An 18,491-nucleotide genomic window follows, 5' to 3' on the forward strand; every position below is an offset into this window, starting at 1 on the left:
TCCAAGGGCGCGGCAAGCGGGGGTTTATAGGGAAATTATCTTAATAAGTAAATTTGAAGAAAGCGATGGCGGGGCGGACGCGCCCTGCCAACACGCTGAATCGCGCGAGGCAGCGCCGGTCAGCCCGCCGCGCGGTCGGAATCGTCCTCGCCGGAGGCCATCCAGCGTACCCGCGCCGCCTCCAGACCCCAGACGATGCCGAGCATCATGTAGACGTGGCGCCACTTCTCGATGTCGATCTGCATCGCCTGGAGGAAGAACATCAGGAGGGCCGGCACCACGATCTGGGCGTGGCGCCGGTAGGGCGTGTCCTGGCTCATCAGCCGCAGGCCCACCCGGCTGGTCATCAGCACCAGGAACACGAAGGCGACGCCGCCGACCCAGCCGCCATTGGAGAAGGCGCCGATATAGGAATTGTGCGGCTCGAGGTTGAAGGTGCGGCGCCAGCGCAGCGGGCCCATGCCGAGCGGGTCCTCGATCAGCATGCCGATGCCGCGCAGCTGGTTGCCGAAGCGGCCGGTCTCGCCCTCGTCGTAATCCTGCGTGACGGCGGCGCGCTTGGCGAAGGTCTCGCCGACATTGCCCACCGAGAGCAGGCCGACCAGGGCGACCGCCCCGAACCCCGCCGTGAGGGCGGCGAGGAGCACGATGCGGCGGCGCAAGGCGGGGGCGCTGGTGCGGTAGAGCATCGCGACCATCAGCCCGCTCACCACCAGGGTGCCGCCCCAGGAGCCGCGGGAGAAGGACAGGAACACGCCGGCGAGCAGGATGCCGAGGCCGAGGCCCGACAAGAGCGGGCGCCGGGCGCGCCCGGTGAGCAGGTTGTGCATCAGGTAGAGCGCGCCGAGGGTCAGGAACGAGCCGAACACGTTCGGGTCCTGGAAGGTGCCCGCGGCCCGGCCGTACTTGGCGAACAGGTCCTCGTTGCCGATCAGCTCGAGATAGCCGCCGATGCCCAGAACCGCGCTGAGCAGCGTGCTGGCGGTGTAGACCTTGAGGGCGGCCTCGACCCGGCGGTCGCACGCGTCGGAGAAGAACATCGTGAAGAAGATGCCGGTGATGACGAGGTAGCAGAGCTGCACCGTCCAGACCGCCGGCAGCTCCTCGTCGAGATAGGGCATCAGGGCGACGACCGTGGCCCCCACGAAGACGAGGAGCACCATGACCAAGGGCACCGCGCCGCGGTAGAGCCGCACGCCGAGCAGGACCCAGAGCACGATCGTCGGGATCGCCACGATGTCGTAGGGCGAGGTGTCCGAGAAGGCGAAGCAGGCGAAGAAGATGAACGCCGCCATCAGGACGTGGCCGACGCCGCGCAGCAGCGACAGGACCGGCATCGCGGCGAGATCGCGGCGCGGCAGGACGAACGTGGTCATCGGGCGCCTCCTCGGGTCACGACGCCCGGGAGATTAGACGCGGGATGGTGTGCGCCGGCTGAAGCGACAGGGTGAATGAAAGCTGAAAGAGACCGGCGGACGATTCCCGGCAGTCGTTCCATCGTCGCCGCGTCGAACACCCCCGAAAACGGCGCGGCCCCGCCGCGGAACGCGCGACGGGGCCGGACACTCAACAGAGCCGGTACGCAACTTGGCTCCCCGTGAGAATGGCGCGACGACGTGAATCCTTCGTCAACGCCGCCGGATCAGCGCCACTCAGGTCAGCGCGCCGCGAGCTTCGCGGCGGCGGGCGCGACGCCGGCCCGGGCCGGGCCCTCCTCGGCGGCCAGCATCGCCTGCATGCGCGCGGCGTAACGGCGGGCGAGGGCCGCGCAGGCCATGAGCTGGACCTGGTGGAACAGCATCAGGGGCAGCAGGATGCCGCCGACGTCCTGGCCGGCGAAGATCACGTTCGCCATCGGGACGCCGGAGGCCAGGCTCTTCTTCGAGCCGCAGAACACGATGGTGATCTCGTCCTCCTTCGAGAAGCCGAGGAGGCGGCTCGCGGCGGTGGTGATCGCCAGCACCGCCGCGAGCAGCACCAGGTCGACGACCAGCATGGTGGCGAGCGCCGGCAGGGGCGTGCGGGACCACAGGCCGGTCGCCACCGCGTGGCTGAAGGCGATGTAGACGATGAGCAGGATCGAGCCGCGGTCGACCACCATGGTCAGCGGCTTGTGCCGGGTCAGCCACGGGCCGAGGCGCGGCTGCAGCAGCTGGCCGAGAGCGAAGGGCAGGAGCAGCTGGGCCATGATCTTGCCGACCGCCGCCCAGTCGAAGCCGTGGTGATGCCCCTGCGAATTGAGCAGCACCGCGACGAGGAGCGGGGTGATGAACATGCCGAGGATGTTCGAGGCCGAGGCCGAGCAGATCGCCGCCGGCACGTTGCCGCCCGCCACCGACGTGAAGGCGATGGAGGATTGGACCGTGGAAGGCAGCACGCAGAGGAAGAGCACGCCGGCGGCCAGCGCCGGGGTGAGCAGGGTCGGGCTGAGCAGGCCGGCGGCGAGGCCGAGGATCGGGAACAGCACGAAGGTCGAGGCGAACACCACGAGGTGCAGGCGCCAATGCACCAGCCCGGCGAGCGCCGTCTGGCGGTCGATGCGCCCGCCGTGCAGGAAGAACAGCAGCGCGATCATGCCGTTGGCGAAGACGCCGAGCCATTCGGCCGCCCGGTCCTGCACCGGCAGCACGCTGCCGAGGATGAGGGCGCCGACGATCATCAGCGTGAAATTGTCGGGGCGGAAGCGGGAGAGCATGGCGGGCCGGATGGTCGGGAAGGATCCTCGCCTCCCTAACCGGCCGGAGCCCGGATGGGTACGCGGGGCCTCAGGATTACAGTTATCGCGAGATGCGATAGCCTGCGCGTCGCTCATGCAGGATACGGAGAGCCGACGTGACCCGCCTGATCGATCCCGTGCTGCTGCGCACCCTGGCGGCGGTGGTGCGCAGCCGCAGCTTCAGCCGGGCGGCCGAGCAGCTCGGCCTCGGCCAGTCGACGGTGAGCCAGCACGTCCAGCGCCTGGAGGCGCAGATCGGGCGCCGGCTGGTGGCCCGGGACACCCATTCGGTCGCCCTCACCCCGGAGGGCGAGACGGTGCTCGGCTTCGCCCGCACGGTGCTCGACGCCCACGAGCGACTGGAGCGGGCGTTGGCCGGCGGCCCGGTGCGCGGCAAGGTGCGCTTCGGCGCCTCCGAGGATTTCGTGCAGAGCCGGCTGTCGGAGGTTCTTCGCGATTTCCGCGAGGCCTATCCGTCGGTCGACCTCGAACTGAGCGTGGCGCTGACCGGCTTCCTCAACGACGCGCTGGCGCGGGGCGAGCTCGATCTGGTGCTCGGCAAGCGCCATGTCGGCGAGACGCAAGGCATGCTGGTGCGGCGCGACCGGCTGGTCTGGGTCGGGCTCCCCACCGCCCTGCCGGAGCGGGGCGAGCCGTTGGCGCTCGCGAGCTTTCCGGCCCCCAGCATCACCCGGGCGGTGGCGCTGGCCGCGCTCACGCAGGAGGGCCGGGCCTTCCGCATCACCTGCACCTGCGCCAGCCTCAGCGGTCTGCGCGCCGCGGCGCTCGCCGGCGTCGGCCTGATGGCGCAGCCCCGCAGCCTGATCCCGGACGGATTGCAGGAACTCTCTCACGCCGACCTGCCGCGCCTCGCCGACGTCGAGTTCGTCCTGTCCGGCCCCGGCCTCCACCGCGAGCCGAGCCGGGCGCTGGCGCACGAGATCCTGAACGCCGATATCTGGGACTGATCCGGCCTCCGGACCTCGTACCGCCCCACCCGGGCGACGGCGCGGATTTCAAGGTGCGGATTTCCTTGGCGCGCCTTCGGCCTTCCTTAAGGCTGGATCGCGGCTCCGATTGCCCATGCGAGGAAATCCCGTACGGTGGTCTCGCTCAAGGTTTGCAACGTGGGAAGTGTATCCCGGCGCCCGGGCAGTCCTGGTGACGGTCCATTCCGCGTCGACCACCGCCAATCAGGATTGCTTTGGATGTTCAGGGAATTTTGTGGTCGTCTCGCCGCGATTGCGCTCGCGGCGGGCACCGGCTCGATCGCTCACGCTCAAGTCATCAACCAGGAGATCAACCAGAGCGGCGGAACCACGCACGTCCACATCTACAATTTCGGTGCACAGGGCGCGCCGTCCCCCCGGGCGGCCCTCGGCGCGGGCCCCATGGGCGGATCGTACTGGGACCACAACAGCTCGGTGATGGTGCTGGTGGCGGACGGCGCGCGGCGGCGGTTCTACTATCACCGGCCGCGTCCCGGCATGGCGGAGGCCGGCGCCCGCAGCGGCAGCCTGCTGTTCGACGGCATGCGCCGCGGCAACACCTATTCGGGCACCGCCACCGTCTTCGCCGGCGCCTGCGGCACCTTCACCTATGGCGTGGACGGATACGTGGTGGCCGACCGCCGGGTGGTGATGCGCGGCCTGGCGCCCCGGGTCGACCGGCGCACCTGCGGAATCGTCGATTACCGGCCCGACGAGCTGGCTTTCGACCTGATGTGAATCGGATTGCGGCGGTTATCCGCTGCTCGGAGAGAGGCAGGGCATTTCTTATCCCCACCGCGGCGTGGCCGTCGGGAGAAAGACGTAGCGCTGGTTCCTCCTCTCTCCGCAACGAAGTCGGGCTTGCCCGACTTCGCACCTTGCTTGCAGATCCCGGGCAAGCCCGGGATCAGTCGGGGAGAGGAGAAGGCCCGTGCGTTATCCTTGCCCCAGGCAGCCCTGCCGCCCGGGCCGGCTCACGGTGCCAGGTCGTGGACCGGCGCCTTGACCGGGGTGTCGTTGCTGTTCAGCACCGTGTCGCTCACCGGCGTCGGCTTCAGCGGGCCGCGGTCGATCGCGGGCGGGGTCGGGAGCTGCAGCTGCTTGCTGGTATAGGCCCAGCCTTGCGCCACCTTCTCCGGATCGTCGTTGAGGCGCTGGCCGTAGCTCGGGACGATCTGGCGGATCTTCGCCTGCCACTCGGGCGTGGCGACGTTCTTGGCGAAGACCCTCTCGAGCACCTCGAGCATGATCGGCGCCGCCGTGGAGGCGCCCGGCGAGGCGCCGAGCAAAGCCGCGATGCTGCCGTCCTTCGCGTTGACGATCTCGGTGCCGAGCTTCAGCACGCCGCCCTTGTCCTTGTCGCGCTTGATGATCTGCACGCGCTGGCCGGCCTGCCACAGGCGCCACTCGCCCTTCTTGGCGTTGGGGAAGTATTCCCGCAGCGCCGCCAGGCGGTCGTCGTCGGAGAGCATCAGCTGGCCGGCGAGGTATTCGACCAGCGGGAACTCGTCGAGTCCGACCCGCATCATCGGCCAGACGTTGCTGGTCGTGGTCGAGGTGAGCAGGTCGAGATACGAGCCCTCCTTCAGGAACTTGGTCGAGAAGGTCGCGAAGGGGCCGAACAGGAGGACGCGCTTGCCGCCGAGCACCCGGGTGTCGAGATGGGGCACCGACATCGGCGGCGAGCCGACCGAGGCCTTGCCGTAGGCCTTGGCGAGGTGGAGCGTCGCGACGTCCGGGTTCTCGTTGATCAGGAACGAGCCGCCGACCGGGAAGCCGGCATAATCCTCGCCCTCCGGGATGCCGGAGGCCTGGAGCAGGTGCAGGGCGCCGCCGCCGGCGCCGATGAACACGAACTTTGCGTCGATGCTCTGGCGCGACCCGTCCTTGAGGTTGCGCGCGGTCACGCGCCAGGAGCCGTCGGCGTTCTTGGCGATGCCCTGGACCTCGGTCGAGACGTCGAGGCGGAAGCTCTTCTGGCTCTGCAGGTGGGCGACGTACTGGCGGGTGACCTCGCCCCACTCGACGTCGGTGCCGAGCGGCGACCAGGTGGCGGCGACCTTCTGGTTCGGGTCGCGCCCCTCCATCATCAGGGGGACCCATTTCTTGAGCTGCTCGGGATCGGTCGAGAACTCCATCCCGGCAAAGAGCGGGCTCGCCTTCAGCGCCTCGTAGCGCTTCCTGAGATAGGCGATGTTGTCGTCACCCCAGACGAAGCTCATGTGGGGCGTGTAGTTGATGAAGGTCTTAGGATCCTTCAGCACGCCGTTCTTGACCTGCCAGGCCAGGAACTGGCGGGTGACCTGGAAAGCCTCGTTGATCTCGACCGCCTTGGCGATCTCGATCTTGCCCTTCTTCTCGGGCGTGTAGTTCAGCTCGGCCAGGGCCGAGTGGCCGGTGCCGGCGTTGTTCCAGCCGTTCGAGCTCTCCATCGCCACCTGGTCGAGGCGCTCGAGCATCCGGATCGACCAGCCCGGCTCCAGCTCGTTGAGCCACACGCCGAGCGTCGCGCTCATCACGCCGCCGCCGATCAGCAGCACGTCGACCTTGTCGGCACTCTGCGCGAAGGCGAGCGAATCGGGCAGGGCCGAGGCCGCGAGCCCGGCGGCGGCGCCCCCGAGAATCTGGCGGCGGCTGATCCCGGCCGGGCCGGTGTTCGGGACAGTGGTCTTGTCGTCGGCACGCATGGCCAAACCCCGTTCTCGTACGAGACCGGCAGGTGCGCGCACCCCCCGGCCGTGACAGGCGTCCGATCGCGACGGCGGGGCGTCCCCGCGCGTCCCAAGACCTTTCGGGTGGGTTTCCTCGTATCGGTCGCGGTACCCCGACCGTGATCGGTCGGTCCCTCGCGACGCTCACCCCGCTCCGCCGGTCCACTCACGGCCGACGGGGGAGCGTCCGCTTGCCCGGATCACCTTGCCCTGAGGGCGCGAGGGGCGCGGACGAACCGCGGGCCGACCTCGGGCGGTGGCGACCGCCGGCGACGAGACAACGCTGGCTGGTTCAGCTCGGTGATTTTGCGGCCGCCTCATAGACGATGCGGACGCAAAGGACAATCGCAGGGCGGACGTCGCGCCGGCCGATTCGACCGATCTCGAGGCCGGGCCGTTCTGGACGATGCTCTCGCTTCCTCAACGGCCCGGACCGGAGGACCTGACGGCTCCCCTTGCGGCTCCCGTCTCAGGAGGCGCGGCGGAAGCGGATGATGCTGCGCGAGGGCCGGCCCTCGTCCCAGTTGGGCATCTCCCGCCAGGGGGTCGTCACGTCGGCGGTATCGCCCTCGAGGTGGATGGTCCGACGCTGCTCGGTGCCGACCCATTCGGGCGCCCAGGCGGTCTGCACGCTCGTCACCCATTGGTCGCCCTCGACCCGGTAGCGGCCGATATAGGCGACCAGGGTGTGCCTCAGGGCGGCGCGGTCGGCCTCGGACTTGGCCGGCTTGCGGCCGCTGCCCTCGAGGTTGAACGCCACCCAGCCATCGCTCGTGAAGATCACGCGTCCGCGCGGCGCCTCGCCCATCGCGTCGACGAGCTTGCCGGTCGCCTTGTCCTCGACCTTGTAGGAGACGAGCTCCCAGGTGCCGACGAGGCGGCGCGCCAGCGCCTCCCCGGTGGGGGCGGTCTCACCCGCCGAATGGGCCGGGCCGACCACGACCGCGAGGGCGAGCCCGCACAGGGAGGTCTTCAGGATTCGGATCATCGTTCGTCCTCTCGTCAAGGCGGGGGGTGTCGCGTCACAGCGGCGCCGCGATCACCTCGGTCAGGGTCACCGGGCGTCCGGCCTCGCGGGCGAGGCGCAGCAGGGTCGATTGGCGGAAGCGCGCATCCGCCGTGACCTCGCGGCCGAGCCAGTCCGGCAGGGCGACGACCTGCGCCTCGTGCTCCAGCTCGATCTCGGCCAGGACCATGCCGGCGAGCGAGCCGCCATACTCGTCGACCGTCCAGACCAGCCCGTCATGCGGCACGCAGTGGCGCGTCTTCTCGATCAGGCAGGTCTCGCAGACGAGGCGCAGCATGTCCTCGGCCTCGTCCCGCGGGATCTCGTACTCGAATTCCGGTCGGGACAGGCCCTCGCGCCGGCCCTTGACGGTGAGCCAGGCGCGCTCCTCGTCGAGCCGCACCCGGACCTTGCCGCCGGCGAACTCGCCCACGAGCCCGTCCGTGAGCCGGTGCCGGCTCACCGCCTGCTCGCGCCACCCCGCATGGGCGACCAGGAACTTCCGCTCGACCTCGTACCGCATCACCTTACGACCGTTCATGCCCGCCTCACGGCAATGGGCGCCGGGGCAGTGACCTTGCGGAACGCCCGGCAAGCCCGGCCGTTGCCGGGGCGGCGCGGCTGATAGCCGATCGGGCCTGTCAGGGCTAGGGTCGCTACGTCAGTTCTGTGACGGAGCGAAACGGGCGACGAGCTCGTGCGCCTCGCCCGGATAGGTCAGCCGCACGACGGTGACGGGGCGCCCGGCGCTCCAGGTGCGGCGCTCGACGACGAGGCAGGGTGTCCCCAGGGGACAGGCCATCGTGGCCGCGAGGTCGGCATCGGCGCTCCTCGCGCGGATGCGGTGCTCGGCCGCGCTCCAGGGCACGTGGTGGACGAGCCACGCCCCCGGCGGCTCCGCGGCGAAGTCCTGCCCCTCGGCCTCGGGCACCGCCGCGAGGTGGATCAGCCGCTCCTCCAGGCAGAACGGGCGCGGCCCGGCCTCGTGCCGGACGGCGAGCGCCAGGACTGGGGCCGGCGCGTCGAGACCGAGCGCGTCGCGGTCTCCTTGCGTGCTGCGCCGGCGGCGGCGCTGCAGCAGGGCGAAGCGGTAGGGCAGGCCCAACGCCTCGACCTCGCTGCGGATCTCCGGGATCTCCAGCACCGCCGATTGCGAGTGCGGCTGGCGCACGAAGGAGCCGACCTTGCGCCGGCGCTCGATCAGCCCGGCGGCGGCGAGCTGGGTCAGCACCTTGTTGACGGTCATGCGCGAGCAGCCGAACTGCGCCGTCAGTTCGTGCTCGAACGGAATGCGGTGGCCGGGCGGCCAGCGGCCCGACAGGATGTGGCCCTGGAGTTCCGAGAGGATCTGCTGGTGCAGCGAGATCGGCCGGGCCTCGGGGCGGGCGGGATCGTGCGCCGTCATCGGGGGACCGGCTCGCTCACAGGATCACGCTCGCCCACGCCGCCTCCCCCTCACCGCCGGCCTTCCCAGAAGGCCGGATCGTTTCCTCATATCCGAGCTTGGCACGGTACGCCGAATCGCGATGTCCGCCTGGCTCAACCCGGTAAGGACACGTCGCGGGATCCCCTCTCCCACACGGGAGGGGGACACGTTCTTGTCTCAAGCAAGCGGGTGATTCGGAACCGGTGACAGTGGATCACGCCGCCATCAACCGCCTGAGCACCCCCGCGTACCGCGCCGCCACCGCCTCCCGCGCGACGTGCCGCCCACCCGCGACGACCTGCCGGCCCGCCACCCACACCGCGTCCACCGCCCGCGAGCCGGCGGCGAAGATCCAGCCGTCGAGGAGGGCGTCGCCCTGGCGCTCGATCAGCGCCGGGTCCGCCCCGGCGAGGGCGACGCAATCGGCCGGCGCCCCGACCGCGAGCTTGGCCCCCTCCGCCCCGAGGGCCTGGGTGCCGCCGGCGAGGCCTGCGTCGAACAGGGCCCGCCCGGTCGAGGCGCCGGGGGCGGCCAGCACGTTGCGCTGGCGCTGCCCGAGGCGCTGGGCGTATTCGAGCTGGCGCAGCTCGTCGGCGGCGCCGACCAGCACGTTCGAATCGGTGCCCACCCCGTAGCGCCCGCCGGCAGCCACGAAGCCGGGGGCCGGGAAGATGCCGTCGCCCAGGCTCGCCTCGGTCACCGGGCACAGGCCCGCGACGGCGCCGCTTGCCGCGAACCGGACGGTCTCGTCGGGCGTCATGTGGGTGGCGTGGATCAGGCACCAGCGCGGGTCGAGCCCGGCCTCGTCGAGGAGCCATTGCACGGGCCGGGCGCCGGACCAGGCCTCGCATTCCTCCACCTCCCGCACCTGCTCGGCGGCGTGGATGTGGACCGGCCCGCCCTCCGCGAGCGCCACGGCGGCGGAGAGATCGTCCGGTGTCACCGCCCGCAGGCTGTGGGGGGCGACGCCGAGGGTCGCGCCGGGGAGATCGGTCACGGCGGCGCGGGATTCCTCGACGAGGCGGGCGAACAGGTCGAGGTCGCTGACGAAGCGGCGCTGGCCCTCATTCGGGGCCGCCCCCCCGAAATTCGACCATCGGTAGAGCACCGGCAGCAGGGACAGGCGCAGGCCCGTGAGAGCGGCGGCGGCGGCGATCCGCTCGGCCATCTCGGCGACGTGGCCGTAGGGGCGCCCGTCGGGCGAGTGGTGCAGGTAGTGGAACTCGCCGACCCGGGTGAAGCCGGATTCGAGCATCTCGACATAGGCCTGCGCGGCGACCGCTTCCGCCTCGTCCGGGGTCATCCGCAGGGCGAAGCGGTACATCGTCTCGCGCCAGGTCCAGAACGTGTCGGAGGCGGGCCCGCGCCGCTCGGCCAGCCCCGCCATGCCGCGCTGGAAGGCGTGGCTGTGCAGGTTCGGCAGGCCCGGCACCAGCACCGCCACGCTCGTATCGCCCGGCTCCGGCGGCCGGCCGGCCTCGACGGAGGAGAACCGGCCCGCCTCCAGGGTGAGCCGGAGATCGGCCTGCCAGCCCGCGGGCGTGAGGGCCTGGGCGGCGTGCAGCACGGTCATCGGCGCGTCTCCTGTATGGGGTCCTCGGCGCTCCTGCGCTCCTCATCATGTCTATACAAGGCTGGTCGTTCATGTCTATACATATGAACGAATCACGGAGGAGACGCGCATGAGCGAGACAGAAGGGGTGCCGCAGGTCTGGCGCAACGTCCGGCTCGCCACCTTCGCGCCCGGGCTCCCCGGCATCGGCGCGGTGGAGAACGGCGCGCTCGCGATCCGCGACGGCCGAATCGTCTTCGCCGGTGCGGAGGCCGACTTGCCGGGGGCGGCGCTCGCTGGGGCCGAGATCGTCGATGGCGAGGGCCGCTGGATCACCCCGGGGCTGATCGACTGCCACACCCACCTCGTCTGGGCCGGCGACCGGGCGCACGAATTCGAGCTGCGCTTGGCTGGCGCCTCCTACGAGGAGGTGGCGCGGGCCGGCGGCGGCATCGTCTCCTCGGTGGCTGCCTTACGGGCTGCGAGCGAGGACGACCTCGTGCGCCAGACCCTGCCCCGGCTCGACGCGCTGATCGCCGAGGGCGTCACCACGGTCGAGGTGAAGTCGGGCTACGGCCTCGACCTCGCCAGCGAGCGCAAGGCGCTCCGCGCCGCCCGCCGCCTCGCCGAATCGCGGTCCGTCGGCATCCGCACCACCTTCCTCGGCGCCCACGCCCTGCCGCCGGAGGCCGGCGGCGACAAGGCGGCGTTCATCGCCGAGGTCGCCGACGCGATGCTGCCGGCGCTCGCCGCGGAAGGGCTCGTCGACGCGGTCGATGCCTTCTGCGAGGGGATCGCCTTCTCGCCCGATCAGGTCGCCCGGGTGTTCGACCGGGCGCAGGGACTCGGCCTGCCGGTGAAGCTCCACGCCGACCAGCTCTCGAATCTCGGCGGCGCCGCGCTCGCGGCGCGCTACCACGCCCTCTCGGCCGACCATCTCGAGCACACCGACGAATCCGGGGCCGCCGCGATGGCGAAGAGCGGCACCGTCGCGGTGCTCCTGCCCGGCGCCTACTACTTCATCCGCGAGACCAAGCTGCCGCCGGTGGCGCTGTTCCGGCAGCACGGCGTGCCGATGGCGGTGGCCACCGACGCCAATCCCGGCACCTCGCCGCTCACCTCGCTGCTGCTCGCCATGAACATGGCCGCGACCCTCTTTCGCCTCACCGTCGACGAGTGCCTGGCCGGGGTCACCCGCGAGGCCGCCCGCGCCCTCGGGATCCTCCCCGAGGTCGGCACCCTCGAACCCGGCAAGCGCGCCGACCTCGCGGTGTGGTCGGTCGAGCGGCCGGCCGAGCTCGTCTACCGCATGGGCTTCAACCCGCTCCACGCCCGCATCCGGGGGATACGATGACCGAGACGATCACCCTCGTGCCGGGCGCGGTGCCGCTCGGGGCTTGGCGCGCGGTCTATCGCGGCGCGCCCGCCGCCCTCGATCCATCCTGCGCGCCGGCCGTCGCCGAGAGCGCCGCTGCGGTCGCCCGGATCCTCGCCCGGGGCGAGCCGGTCTACGGCATCAATACCGGATTCGGGAAGCTGGCGAGCGTGCGGATCGACGCCGCCGACCTCGCGACGCTCCAGCGCAACATCGTGCTCTCCCACGCCGCCGGCGTCGGCGAGCCGAGCCCCGTGCCGGTGGTGCGCCTGATGCTGGCGCTCAAGCTCGCGAGCCTGGCGCAAGGCGCCTCCGGCGTGCAGCCCGCCACCCTCGACCTGCTGGCCGCGATGCTCGCCCGCGACGTGATCCCGGTGGTACCCTGCCAGGGCTCGGTCGGCGCCTCGGGCGACCTCGCGCCGCTCGCCCACATGGCGGCGGTGATGATCGGGGTCGGCGAGGCCTTCACCCCGGCGGGACGCCTGCCCGCCGCCGAGGCGCTGGCGGCGGCCGGCCTCGCGCCGGCCTCGCTCGGGCCGAAGGAGGGCCTGGCGCTCCTCAACGGCACCCAGTTCTCGACCGCCAACGCGCTGGCCGGCCTGTTCGAGGCCGAGACCCTGCTGCGCACGGCCCTCGTCGCCGGGGCGCTCGCGACCGACGCGGCGCGCGGCTCCGACGCGCCGTTCGATCCGCGCATCCACAGCTTGCGCCGCCACCGCGGCCAGATCGAGACCGCCGCGGCCTTGCGCGCGCTGATGGCCGGCAGCGCCATCCGGGCCTCGCACCTCGTCGGCGACGAGCGGGTGCAGGATCCCTACTGCCTGCGCTGCCAGCCGCAGGTGATGGGCGCCTGCCTCGACTTGTTGCGCCAGGCCGCCGACCTGCTCGCGACGGAAGCGAACGGCGTCTCCGACAACCCGCTGATTTTTTCCGAGACCGACGAGGCCCTGTCCGGCGGCAACTTCCACGCCGAACCGGTGGCCTTCGCAGCCGACATGATCGCCATGGCGCTCTGCGAGATCGGCTCCCTGTCCGAGCGGCGCATCGCCATGCTGGTCGATCCGGCGCTGTCGGGCCTGCCTGCCTTCCTGACCCCGAAGCCGGGGCTGAATTCCGGCTTCATGATCCCGCAGGTGACGGCCGCGGCCCTGGTCTCCGAGAACAAGCAGCGGGCGATGCCGGCGAGCGTCGATTCGATCCCGACCTCGGCCAACCAGGAGGACCACGTCTCGATGGCCGCCCACGGCGCCCGCCGCCTCCTGCCGATGGCCGAGAACGCCGCCGCGGTGGTGGCGATCGAGGTCCTGGCCGCGGCGCAGGGCTGCGACTTCCACGCGCCGCTGACGTCCAGCCCGGCCCTGGAGGCGGTGCGGGCGCGGCTGCGGGCGGAGGTGCCCCATCTCGACGACGACCGGCATTTCCACCCCGACATCGCAGCGGCGCTGGCGCTGGTGCGGGATGGGAGCCTGGTCGCGGCGGTGGGTGACATGCCGTTGCCGGTCCTCGGCTGAGCATCCATTCAACCCACGAGCGCAGTCTTCATAAGTATCCTCCTCCTCGCGACCTCATCCTGAGGTGCCGGCCGATCGAAGATCGGTTGGCCTCGAAGGAGGAGTCCAGATAGCTCCGAGACTTCTGGAGCCCTCCTTCGAGGCTCACTTTGTTCGCACCTCAGGATGAGGTTGCGGGTGGGATGAGTCAGACAACGATCGAACCCCCTCCCGCCCGGAGCCCCTTCCCATGACCCGCATCGACAACGCCCGCATCGTCCGCGCCCCCCACGGCACTGATCTCACTGCGAAGAGCTGGCTCACCGAGGCGCCGCTGCGGATGCTGATGAACAACCTCGATCCCGATGTCGCCGAGCGGCCGGGCGAACTGGTGGTCTATGGCGGCATCGGCCGGGCGGCCCGGGACTGGGCGAGCTTCGACCGCATCGTGGCGGCGCTGAAGGATCTCGACGATGACCAGACCCTGCTGGTCCAGTCCGGCAAGCCGGTCGGGGTCTTTCGCACCCACGCCGACGCCCCGCGGGTGCTGATCGCCAACTCGAACCTGGTACCGCACTGGGCCACCTGGGAGCATTTCCACGAGCTCGATCGCAAGGGCCTGATGATGTACGGCCAGATGACCGCCGGGTCCTGGATCTATATCGGCAGCCAGGGCATCGTGCAGGGCACCTACGAGACCTTCGTCGAGATGGGCCGCCAGCATTACGCCGGCGATCTGTCGGGCCGCTGGATCCTGACGGCGGGCTTAGGGGGCATGGGCGGCGCGCAGACGCTCGCCGCCACCATGGCGGGCGCCTCCTGCCTCGCGGTCGAGGCGCAGGCCTCGCGCATCGAGTTCCGCCTGCGCACGGGTTACGTCGACGTCCAGGCCCGCGACCTCGACCATGCCCTGGCGCTGATCGAGGAATCCTGCCGCACCAAGACCCCGCGCTCGGTCGCGCTGCTCGGCAACGCGGCGGAGGTCTTTGCTGAACTCTACGCCCGCGGCGTGCGCCCCGACTGCGTCACCGACCAGACCTCGGCCCATGACCCCGTCAACGGCTACCTGCCGGCGGGCTGGACGGTCGCCGAATGGGAAGCGAAGCGCGAGACCGACCCGGCCGCGGTGGCGGCGGCGGCCAAGCGATCGATGGCGGTGCACGTGCGGGCGATGCTCGATTTCCACCGCGCCGGCGTGCCGGTGGTCGATTACGGCAACAACATCCGCCAGATGGCGCTGGAGGAGGGCGTCGAGGACGCCTTCGCCTTTCCGGGCTTCGTGCCGGCCTATATCCGCCCGCTCTTCTGCCGCGGCATCGGGCCGTTCCGCTGGTGCGCCCTCTCGGGCGACCCGGAGGACATCTACCGCACCGATGCCAAGGTGAAGGAGCTGCTGCCCGACAACCACCACCTCCATCGCTGGCTCGACATGGCGCGGGAGAAGATCCGGTTCCAGGGCCTGCCGGCGCGGATCTGCTGGGTCGGCCTCGGCGATCGCCACCGGCTCGGCCTTGCCTTCAACGAGATGGTGCGCAAGGGCGAGCTGAAGGCGCCGATCGTCATCGGCCGCGACCACCTCGATTCCGGCTCGGTCGCCTCGCCGAACCGCGAGACGGAGGCGATGCGCGACGGCTCCGACGCGGTCTCCGATTGGCCGCTCCTGAACGCGCTCCTCAACACCGCGTCCGGCGCCACCTGGGTCTCGCTCCACCATGGCGGCGGGGTCGGGATGGGCTTCTCGCAGCATGCCGGCATGGTGATCGTCTGCGACGGCAGCGAGGCGGCCGACCGACGCCTGGAGCGGGTGCTGTGGAACGACCCTGCCACCGGCGTGATGCGCCATGCCGATGCCGGCTACGAGGATGCGGTCGCGTGTGCCCGGGAGCATGGGCTGGATCTGCCGTCGCTGGTCTGATACCGCCGCGCCTTCGAACGGGCGCGTTCGAAGGCGCCAGGCAAGCCCGAATGGGCGCCGGCGCTGATGCGCCAGTCGCCTTCGCATCGACATGTCGAGGCGAAGGCACGAGGGTATGAGAGCGTCTTCGACGGTCGTTGCGGTGATCGGACAGGTCACATGGTTGTCACTCCGTGAGTGCCTTTCCGATTGCGAAGGCCGCAACGCCGAGTGCGGTTCTATCCTGCTCGTGACCTCATCCTGAAGGGCCGGCCGATCGAAGATCGGTTGGCCTCGGAGGAGGGCTCCAGAAGTCTTGCAGCGATCTGGAGCTCTCCTTCGAGGCTCCCGTTGGTCCCACGTCAGGATGAGGTGGGGGCGGGAAAGAAGGATCGCCCGAGATATCGACGTTCCGAACATTAGGAATAGCGTGACCTGATTGCTATCCACGAACCGCCCGAATGGCGCTCGGCGTACTTCGGGAACTCCGCGACTCACCCGCTTCGAGTGTCGCTGGAGGCTTCATGGCCGGCGAGGTCGTCGTACGCTCGAATTGTCACTTCCGGTTCCCGCGTCGCCCGTCTCGTGCCCGCCTGATCCACACCCTCACTGTCCGGGATTGCGGGGAGACCGTGCATGACCGCTGCCCCGCTTGCTCGTTCTCCCCGCTGTCCCCGATGTACGTCCTCTTCTCGCCGGAGCCAGTTTCATCGTTCCGGCGATACCGCGCAGCCGGTGACCCGCAACCCTGATCGCGACGATCAAGCCACCCTCCCCTCCTGCGGCGACGGCCCGGATCGCCCATCCGGCCCATCACCTGTCGCCGGGGCGTACTTCACGAACGGTCCACCATGGCGAGACGCCTCTCCGTCCCGACGTTGCGCATCGCCGTCCGGTCCCATCGCCACCTTGAATCCGCTCGTACGATGCGAGGTCTGACGAGTCGAGATCGCGATCCTCCACCCCGGAGAGTCCCACAGGAAAGCTTTCTCGAGTCGAGTCCAGCTTGGCCACCTCGTTTCGACAGATGCCGTGGCTGCCTGATTCGTTCCGATGAGTCCCGTCGACTCCTGTGGGTGCGCTGTGGACCCTGCCTCGACTCGCGACTGTGAGCTCCGACTCGGGCCCGGACTCGTCGTCCGGCTTTTCCCCAGAATGCACCGCTTAGAGTGTTACAGGAATCTTTATCGATTTAGGCGCTCCGGCGGCGACGATTCCTGGAACTCGCCCAAATGCTTAATGCCGGTGGGCCGTTCCCGATGTGCCGAGGATTCGTCCCCGTTGTACCGCGCGTCCTGTCCCCGAAGTACCGTGCCGGCGTTCCCGATCGCACGGTGCCTGTTCCCGAAGTGCCGATCTCACCCCCGGGCGTTCCCGAAGTGCCGACTCCGGCCGAGTCATTCACAGGGATTCCGGGGATTTCCCCTCGGGCTCAGCCCTCTCGCCCGCCGTCTTCCTCGTACATCGGGAACGGGCGGGCCTGTGGATCAGTTGGCGTCGCGCACGAAGCGCTCGGCAAACCCCAAGAAGGCGCTCTCGTAGTTCTTCGGCTCCCGGTTCGCGTCGCCCTCGAGCCAGTGGTCGAACTCGGTCTTCAGCCCGTACACGTCCCAGCCCGGATGGGCCTTACGGCACAGCGCGATCGTCTCGTCGGAGAGGTGGCGGAAGAGCGGCAGCGCCGGCGCTGCCTTCGGCTTGCGTGTGCGTTTCGGCTTCGGGGCCGCTTCGACCAGCACCTCGTCGGTGACGAGGTCGCGGCGGATCATCCGCAGGTGCGGCTCGCCGCGCTCCTTGTCCTCGAGCCGCAGCACGAAGCCTGGCAGCTCGTCGGCCTTGGCGATCTTGGCGATCTCGAACTTGAACCGGCGATAGGTGCCCTCGGCGCCCGACTTCTCGAACAGGGTCGGCAGGCTGATGGCGAAACCCCCCTCCCCTGCCCCGCCGGCATGCTTGCGCGCGATGCGGTAGAGCCAGCGCTCGCGCCCGCCGGTGATGCCGAAATAGGCCGGGTCGATGGCGAGCACGCCGCCATCCATCAGCACCCCCTCGTAGAACCAGTCCGACAGGGTGATCGACATGCCGCGGCTGGCATTGGTCTCCTCGTCGATCGTGTCGTCGAACGAGTCGATCCAGCTGAACTGGCGCTCCTTGCGCTTGGCCTTCTCGGCCCGGATGTTGGTGCGCACCGAGGTCGATTGCAGGCGAAACAGCGCGTCGCGCAGGAGCTTGTACTGCCGCCCGCCGGTCTCGCGGCCGATCCCCTTCAGGAGGTCGTAGGGCATGAAGTGGAGCTTGCGCGGGATGTCGTTGCGGCCGCGCTTCTTCATCTCGCAGATCGTCGAGGCGGCCCAGATCAGGATGTCGGCGTCCCAGATCGTCGCCATGCCGTAGGCCTGGTTCGGCAGCACCCGCACCCAGACCGAGCCGTCGGGGCTGGTATAATCGATCTCCTTCAGGCGCTTCTGCTTGGCGATCGAGAAGAACGGCCGCTCCATCGTCTCCCGCTGGTCGCGGAAGTGCACGAAGGGCACCACCATGTCGATCTGGTCGTTGCGCCGATGGCTCATCGTCACGCCCGTGTCAGGCCCGTGGCCGGCGCGCACGGCTCCCGTCGCGCCGTGCCGCCCCCTGCCGCCCTGCCGTTTCGAATCCACACGCTCATGCCGAGGAGGCTAGGAGCCGCCCGCCTTCCAAATCGTGGACGGAACAGGGTTTTCGGATGTCGTCCCCGATCCTCTTCAATCGCGGTTAACGCAGAATCCGGGAGGGCCGCACCGGAACCTCCCCCGCCGACCCGCCGTTCTCCCGCAACAGCCAAGCTCTCCCCGAGATTCCGCCATGCGCCTCGCCCTCGCCGCCCTCCTCCTCGCCACCGGCGTCTCCGCCGCTCACGCCCAGGGCACCGCCCGCGGGGCGCAGGACGGCGCGGCGCGGGGCGAGGCGATCGCCGGGCCGGTGGGCGCGGTGGTGGGCGGCGCCATCGGGGCCGCCGTCGGCACGGCGAACAGCATCCTGGGCATCGACCGGCGCGAGCGCTTCCGCATCTACGCCGCCGGCGAGCGCCGGCCGTCCTTCCGCCACGAGGGGCCATTGCGCGTCGGCACGGTGCTGCCGCCCGAGGGCGTGATCTACTACGACGTGCCGCCGGAATTCGCCCTCAAGGGCTACAACTACACCATCGTCAACGATCACCCCGTGCTGGTCGAGCCCGGCACGCGCCGCGTCGTCGAGGTGATCGACTGATCCGACCGACGAAAGCGTGGACCACCCGCGAACGACCGTGACGCGGGGGCCGTGTTCGAGCTAAGAGCCGGGGTCGAAGCCCCCGGCCC

Annotated in this window: 14 protein-coding genes; 6 read left to right on the forward strand and 8 right to left on the reverse strand. The window is 70.2% G+C overall.

Annotated features, from left to right (window positions below; all coding sequences use genetic code 11):
- Window positions 1-119 precede the first annotated feature (119 nt).
- A complete protein-coding gene (locus tag MFF64_RS03150; protein WP_238189540.1) occupies window positions 120-1,376 on the reverse strand; it encodes an O-antigen ligase family protein in 1,257 nt (418 codons plus the stop codon).
- Window positions 1,377-1,657: 281 nt separating this feature from the next.
- Complete coding sequence (locus tag MFF64_RS03155; protein WP_099898731.1) at window positions 1,658-2,695, reverse strand: bile acid:sodium symporter family protein; 1,038 nt, start codon at window positions 2,693-2,695, stop codon at window positions 1,658-1,660.
- Window positions 2,696-2,832: 137 nt separating this feature from the next.
- Between MFF64_RS03155 and MFF64_RS03160 the strand changes: the two genes are divergently transcribed.
- Complete coding sequence (locus tag MFF64_RS03160) at window positions 2,833-3,684, forward strand: LysR substrate-binding domain-containing protein (RefSeq protein ID WP_099898733.1); 852 nt, start codon at window positions 2,833-2,835, stop codon at window positions 3,682-3,684.
- A 240-nt stretch (window positions 3,685-3,924) separates the two neighbouring features.
- Window positions 3,925-4,443: a hypothetical protein gene (locus MFF64_RS03165; RefSeq protein ID WP_099898735.1), complete on the forward strand. Its 519-nt coding sequence runs from the start codon at window positions 3,925-3,927 to the stop codon at window positions 4,441-4,443.
- Between the two features lie 236 nt (window positions 4,444-4,679).
- On the opposite strand, the gene mqo is transcribed toward MFF64_RS03165, so the two are convergent.
- From mqo to MFF64_RS03190, 5 genes are all read right to left on the reverse strand, one after another.
- On the reverse strand, window positions 4,680-6,392 hold the full coding sequence (gene mqo, locus MFF64_RS03170) for a malate dehydrogenase (quinone) (protein ID WP_238189542.1): 1,713 nt from the start codon (window positions 6,390-6,392) through the stop codon (window positions 4,680-4,682).
- 493 nt (window positions 6,393-6,885) lie between these two features.
- On the reverse strand, window positions 6,886-7,404 hold the full coding sequence (locus MFF64_RS03175) for a lipocalin-like domain-containing protein (RefSeq protein ID WP_099898737.1): 519 nt from the start codon (window positions 7,402-7,404) through the stop codon (window positions 6,886-6,888).
- Window positions 7,405-7,438: 34 nt separating this feature from the next.
- A complete protein-coding gene (locus MFF64_RS03180; protein ID WP_099898751.1) occupies window positions 7,439-7,945 on the reverse strand; it encodes a CYTH domain-containing protein in 507 nt (168 codons plus the stop codon).
- Between the two features lie 138 nt (window positions 7,946-8,083).
- Complete coding sequence (hutC, locus tag MFF64_RS03185; protein WP_099898739.1) at window positions 8,084-8,827, reverse strand: histidine utilization transcriptional repressor HutC; 744 nt, start codon at window positions 8,825-8,827, stop codon at window positions 8,084-8,086.
- 235 nt (window positions 8,828-9,062) lie between these two features.
- Complete coding sequence (locus MFF64_RS03190) at window positions 9,063-10,421, reverse strand: formimidoylglutamate deiminase (protein WP_238189544.1); 1,359 nt, start codon at window positions 10,419-10,421, stop codon at window positions 9,063-9,065.
- A 109-nt stretch (window positions 10,422-10,530) separates the two neighbouring features.
- Between MFF64_RS03190 and hutI the strand changes: the two genes are divergently transcribed.
- From hutI to hutU, 3 genes are all read left to right on the forward strand, one after another.
- Window positions 10,531-11,754, forward strand: a complete 1,224-nt coding sequence (gene hutI, locus MFF64_RS03195; protein WP_099898743.1) for an imidazolonepropionase — start codon at window positions 10,531-10,533, stop codon at window positions 11,752-11,754.
- A complete protein-coding gene (hutH, locus tag MFF64_RS03200; RefSeq protein ID WP_099898745.1) occupies window positions 11,751-13,286 on the forward strand; it encodes a histidine ammonia-lyase in 1,536 nt (511 codons plus the stop codon). The genes hutI and hutH overlap by 4 nt, the downstream gene beginning before the upstream one ends.
- A 229-nt stretch (window positions 13,287-13,515) precedes the next feature.
- On the forward strand, window positions 13,516-15,180 hold the full coding sequence (gene hutU, locus MFF64_RS03205; RefSeq protein ID WP_099898747.1) for a urocanate hydratase: 1,665 nt from the start codon (window positions 13,516-13,518) through the stop codon (window positions 15,178-15,180).
- A gap of 1,466 nt (window positions 15,181-16,646) precedes the next feature.
- On the opposite strand, the gene MFF64_RS03210 is transcribed toward hutU, so the two are convergent.
- Window positions 16,647-17,726: a replication initiator protein A gene (locus MFF64_RS03210; RefSeq protein ID WP_099898753.1), complete on the reverse strand. Its 1,080-nt coding sequence runs from the start codon at window positions 17,724-17,726 to the stop codon at window positions 16,647-16,649.
- A 271-nt stretch (window positions 17,727-17,997) separates the two neighbouring features.
- On the opposite strand from MFF64_RS03210, the gene MFF64_RS03215 reads away from it, so the two are divergent.
- Window positions 17,998-18,402: a DUF1236 domain-containing protein gene (locus MFF64_RS03215; RefSeq protein ID WP_099898749.1), complete on the forward strand. Its 405-nt coding sequence runs from the start codon at window positions 17,998-18,000 to the stop codon at window positions 18,400-18,402.
- Window positions 18,403-18,491 lie beyond the last annotated feature (89 nt).

Source organism: Methylobacterium frigidaeris, from assembly GCF_022179185.1.
In the GTDB taxonomy this organism is placed as follows: Bacteria; Pseudomonadota; Alphaproteobacteria; order Rhizobiales; family Beijerinckiaceae; genus Methylobacterium; species Methylobacterium frigidaeris.

What these genes read in the sequence shown, in the direction of transcription:
- MFF64_RS03150 (WP_238189540.1), bottom strand. Translation starts at nt 1,376, where the DNA reads ATGACCACGTTCGTCCTGCCGCGCCGCGATCTCGCCGCGATGCCGGTC.
- MFF64_RS03155 (WP_099898731.1), bottom strand. Translation starts at nt 2,695, where the DNA reads ATGCTCTCCCGCTTCCGCCCCGACAATTTCACGCTGATGATCGTCGGC.
- MFF64_RS03165 (WP_099898735.1), top strand. Translation starts at nt 3,925, where the DNA reads ATGTTCAGGGAATTTTGTGGTCGTCTCGCCGCGATTGCGCTCGCGGCG.
- mqo (WP_238189542.1), bottom strand. Translation starts at nt 6,392, where the DNA reads ATGCGTGCCGACGACAAGACCACTGTCCCGAACACCGGCCCGGCCGGG.
- MFF64_RS03175 (WP_099898737.1), bottom strand. Translation starts at nt 7,404, where the DNA reads ATGATCCGAATCCTGAAGACCTCCCTGTGCGGGCTCGCCCTCGCGGTC.
- MFF64_RS03180 (WP_099898751.1), bottom strand. Translation starts at nt 7,945, where the DNA reads ATGCGGTACGAGGTCGAGCGGAAGTTCCTGGTCGCCCATGCGGGGTGG.
- hutC (WP_099898739.1), bottom strand. Translation starts at nt 8,827, where the DNA reads ATGACGGCGCACGATCCCGCCCGCCCCGAGGCCCGGCCGATCTCGCTG.
- MFF64_RS03190 (WP_238189544.1), bottom strand. Translation starts at nt 10,421, where the DNA reads ATGACCGTGCTGCACGCCGCCCAGGCCCTCACGCCCGCGGGCTGGCAG.
- hutI (WP_099898743.1), top strand. Translation starts at nt 10,531, where the DNA reads ATGAGCGAGACAGAAGGGGTGCCGCAGGTCTGGCGCAACGTCCGGCTC.
- hutH (WP_099898745.1), top strand. Translation starts at nt 11,751, where the DNA reads ATGACCGAGACGATCACCCTCGTGCCGGGCGCGGTGCCGCTCGGGGCT.
- hutU (WP_099898747.1), top strand. Translation starts at nt 13,516, where the DNA reads ATGACCCGCATCGACAACGCCCGCATCGTCCGCGCCCCCCACGGCACT.
- MFF64_RS03210 (WP_099898753.1), bottom strand. Translation starts at nt 17,726, where the DNA reads ATGAGCCATCGGCGCAACGACCAGATCGACATGGTGGTGCCCTTCGTG.
- MFF64_RS03215 (WP_099898749.1), top strand. Translation starts at nt 17,998, where the DNA reads ATGCGCCTCGCCCTCGCCGCCCTCCTCCTCGCCACCGGCGTCTCCGCC.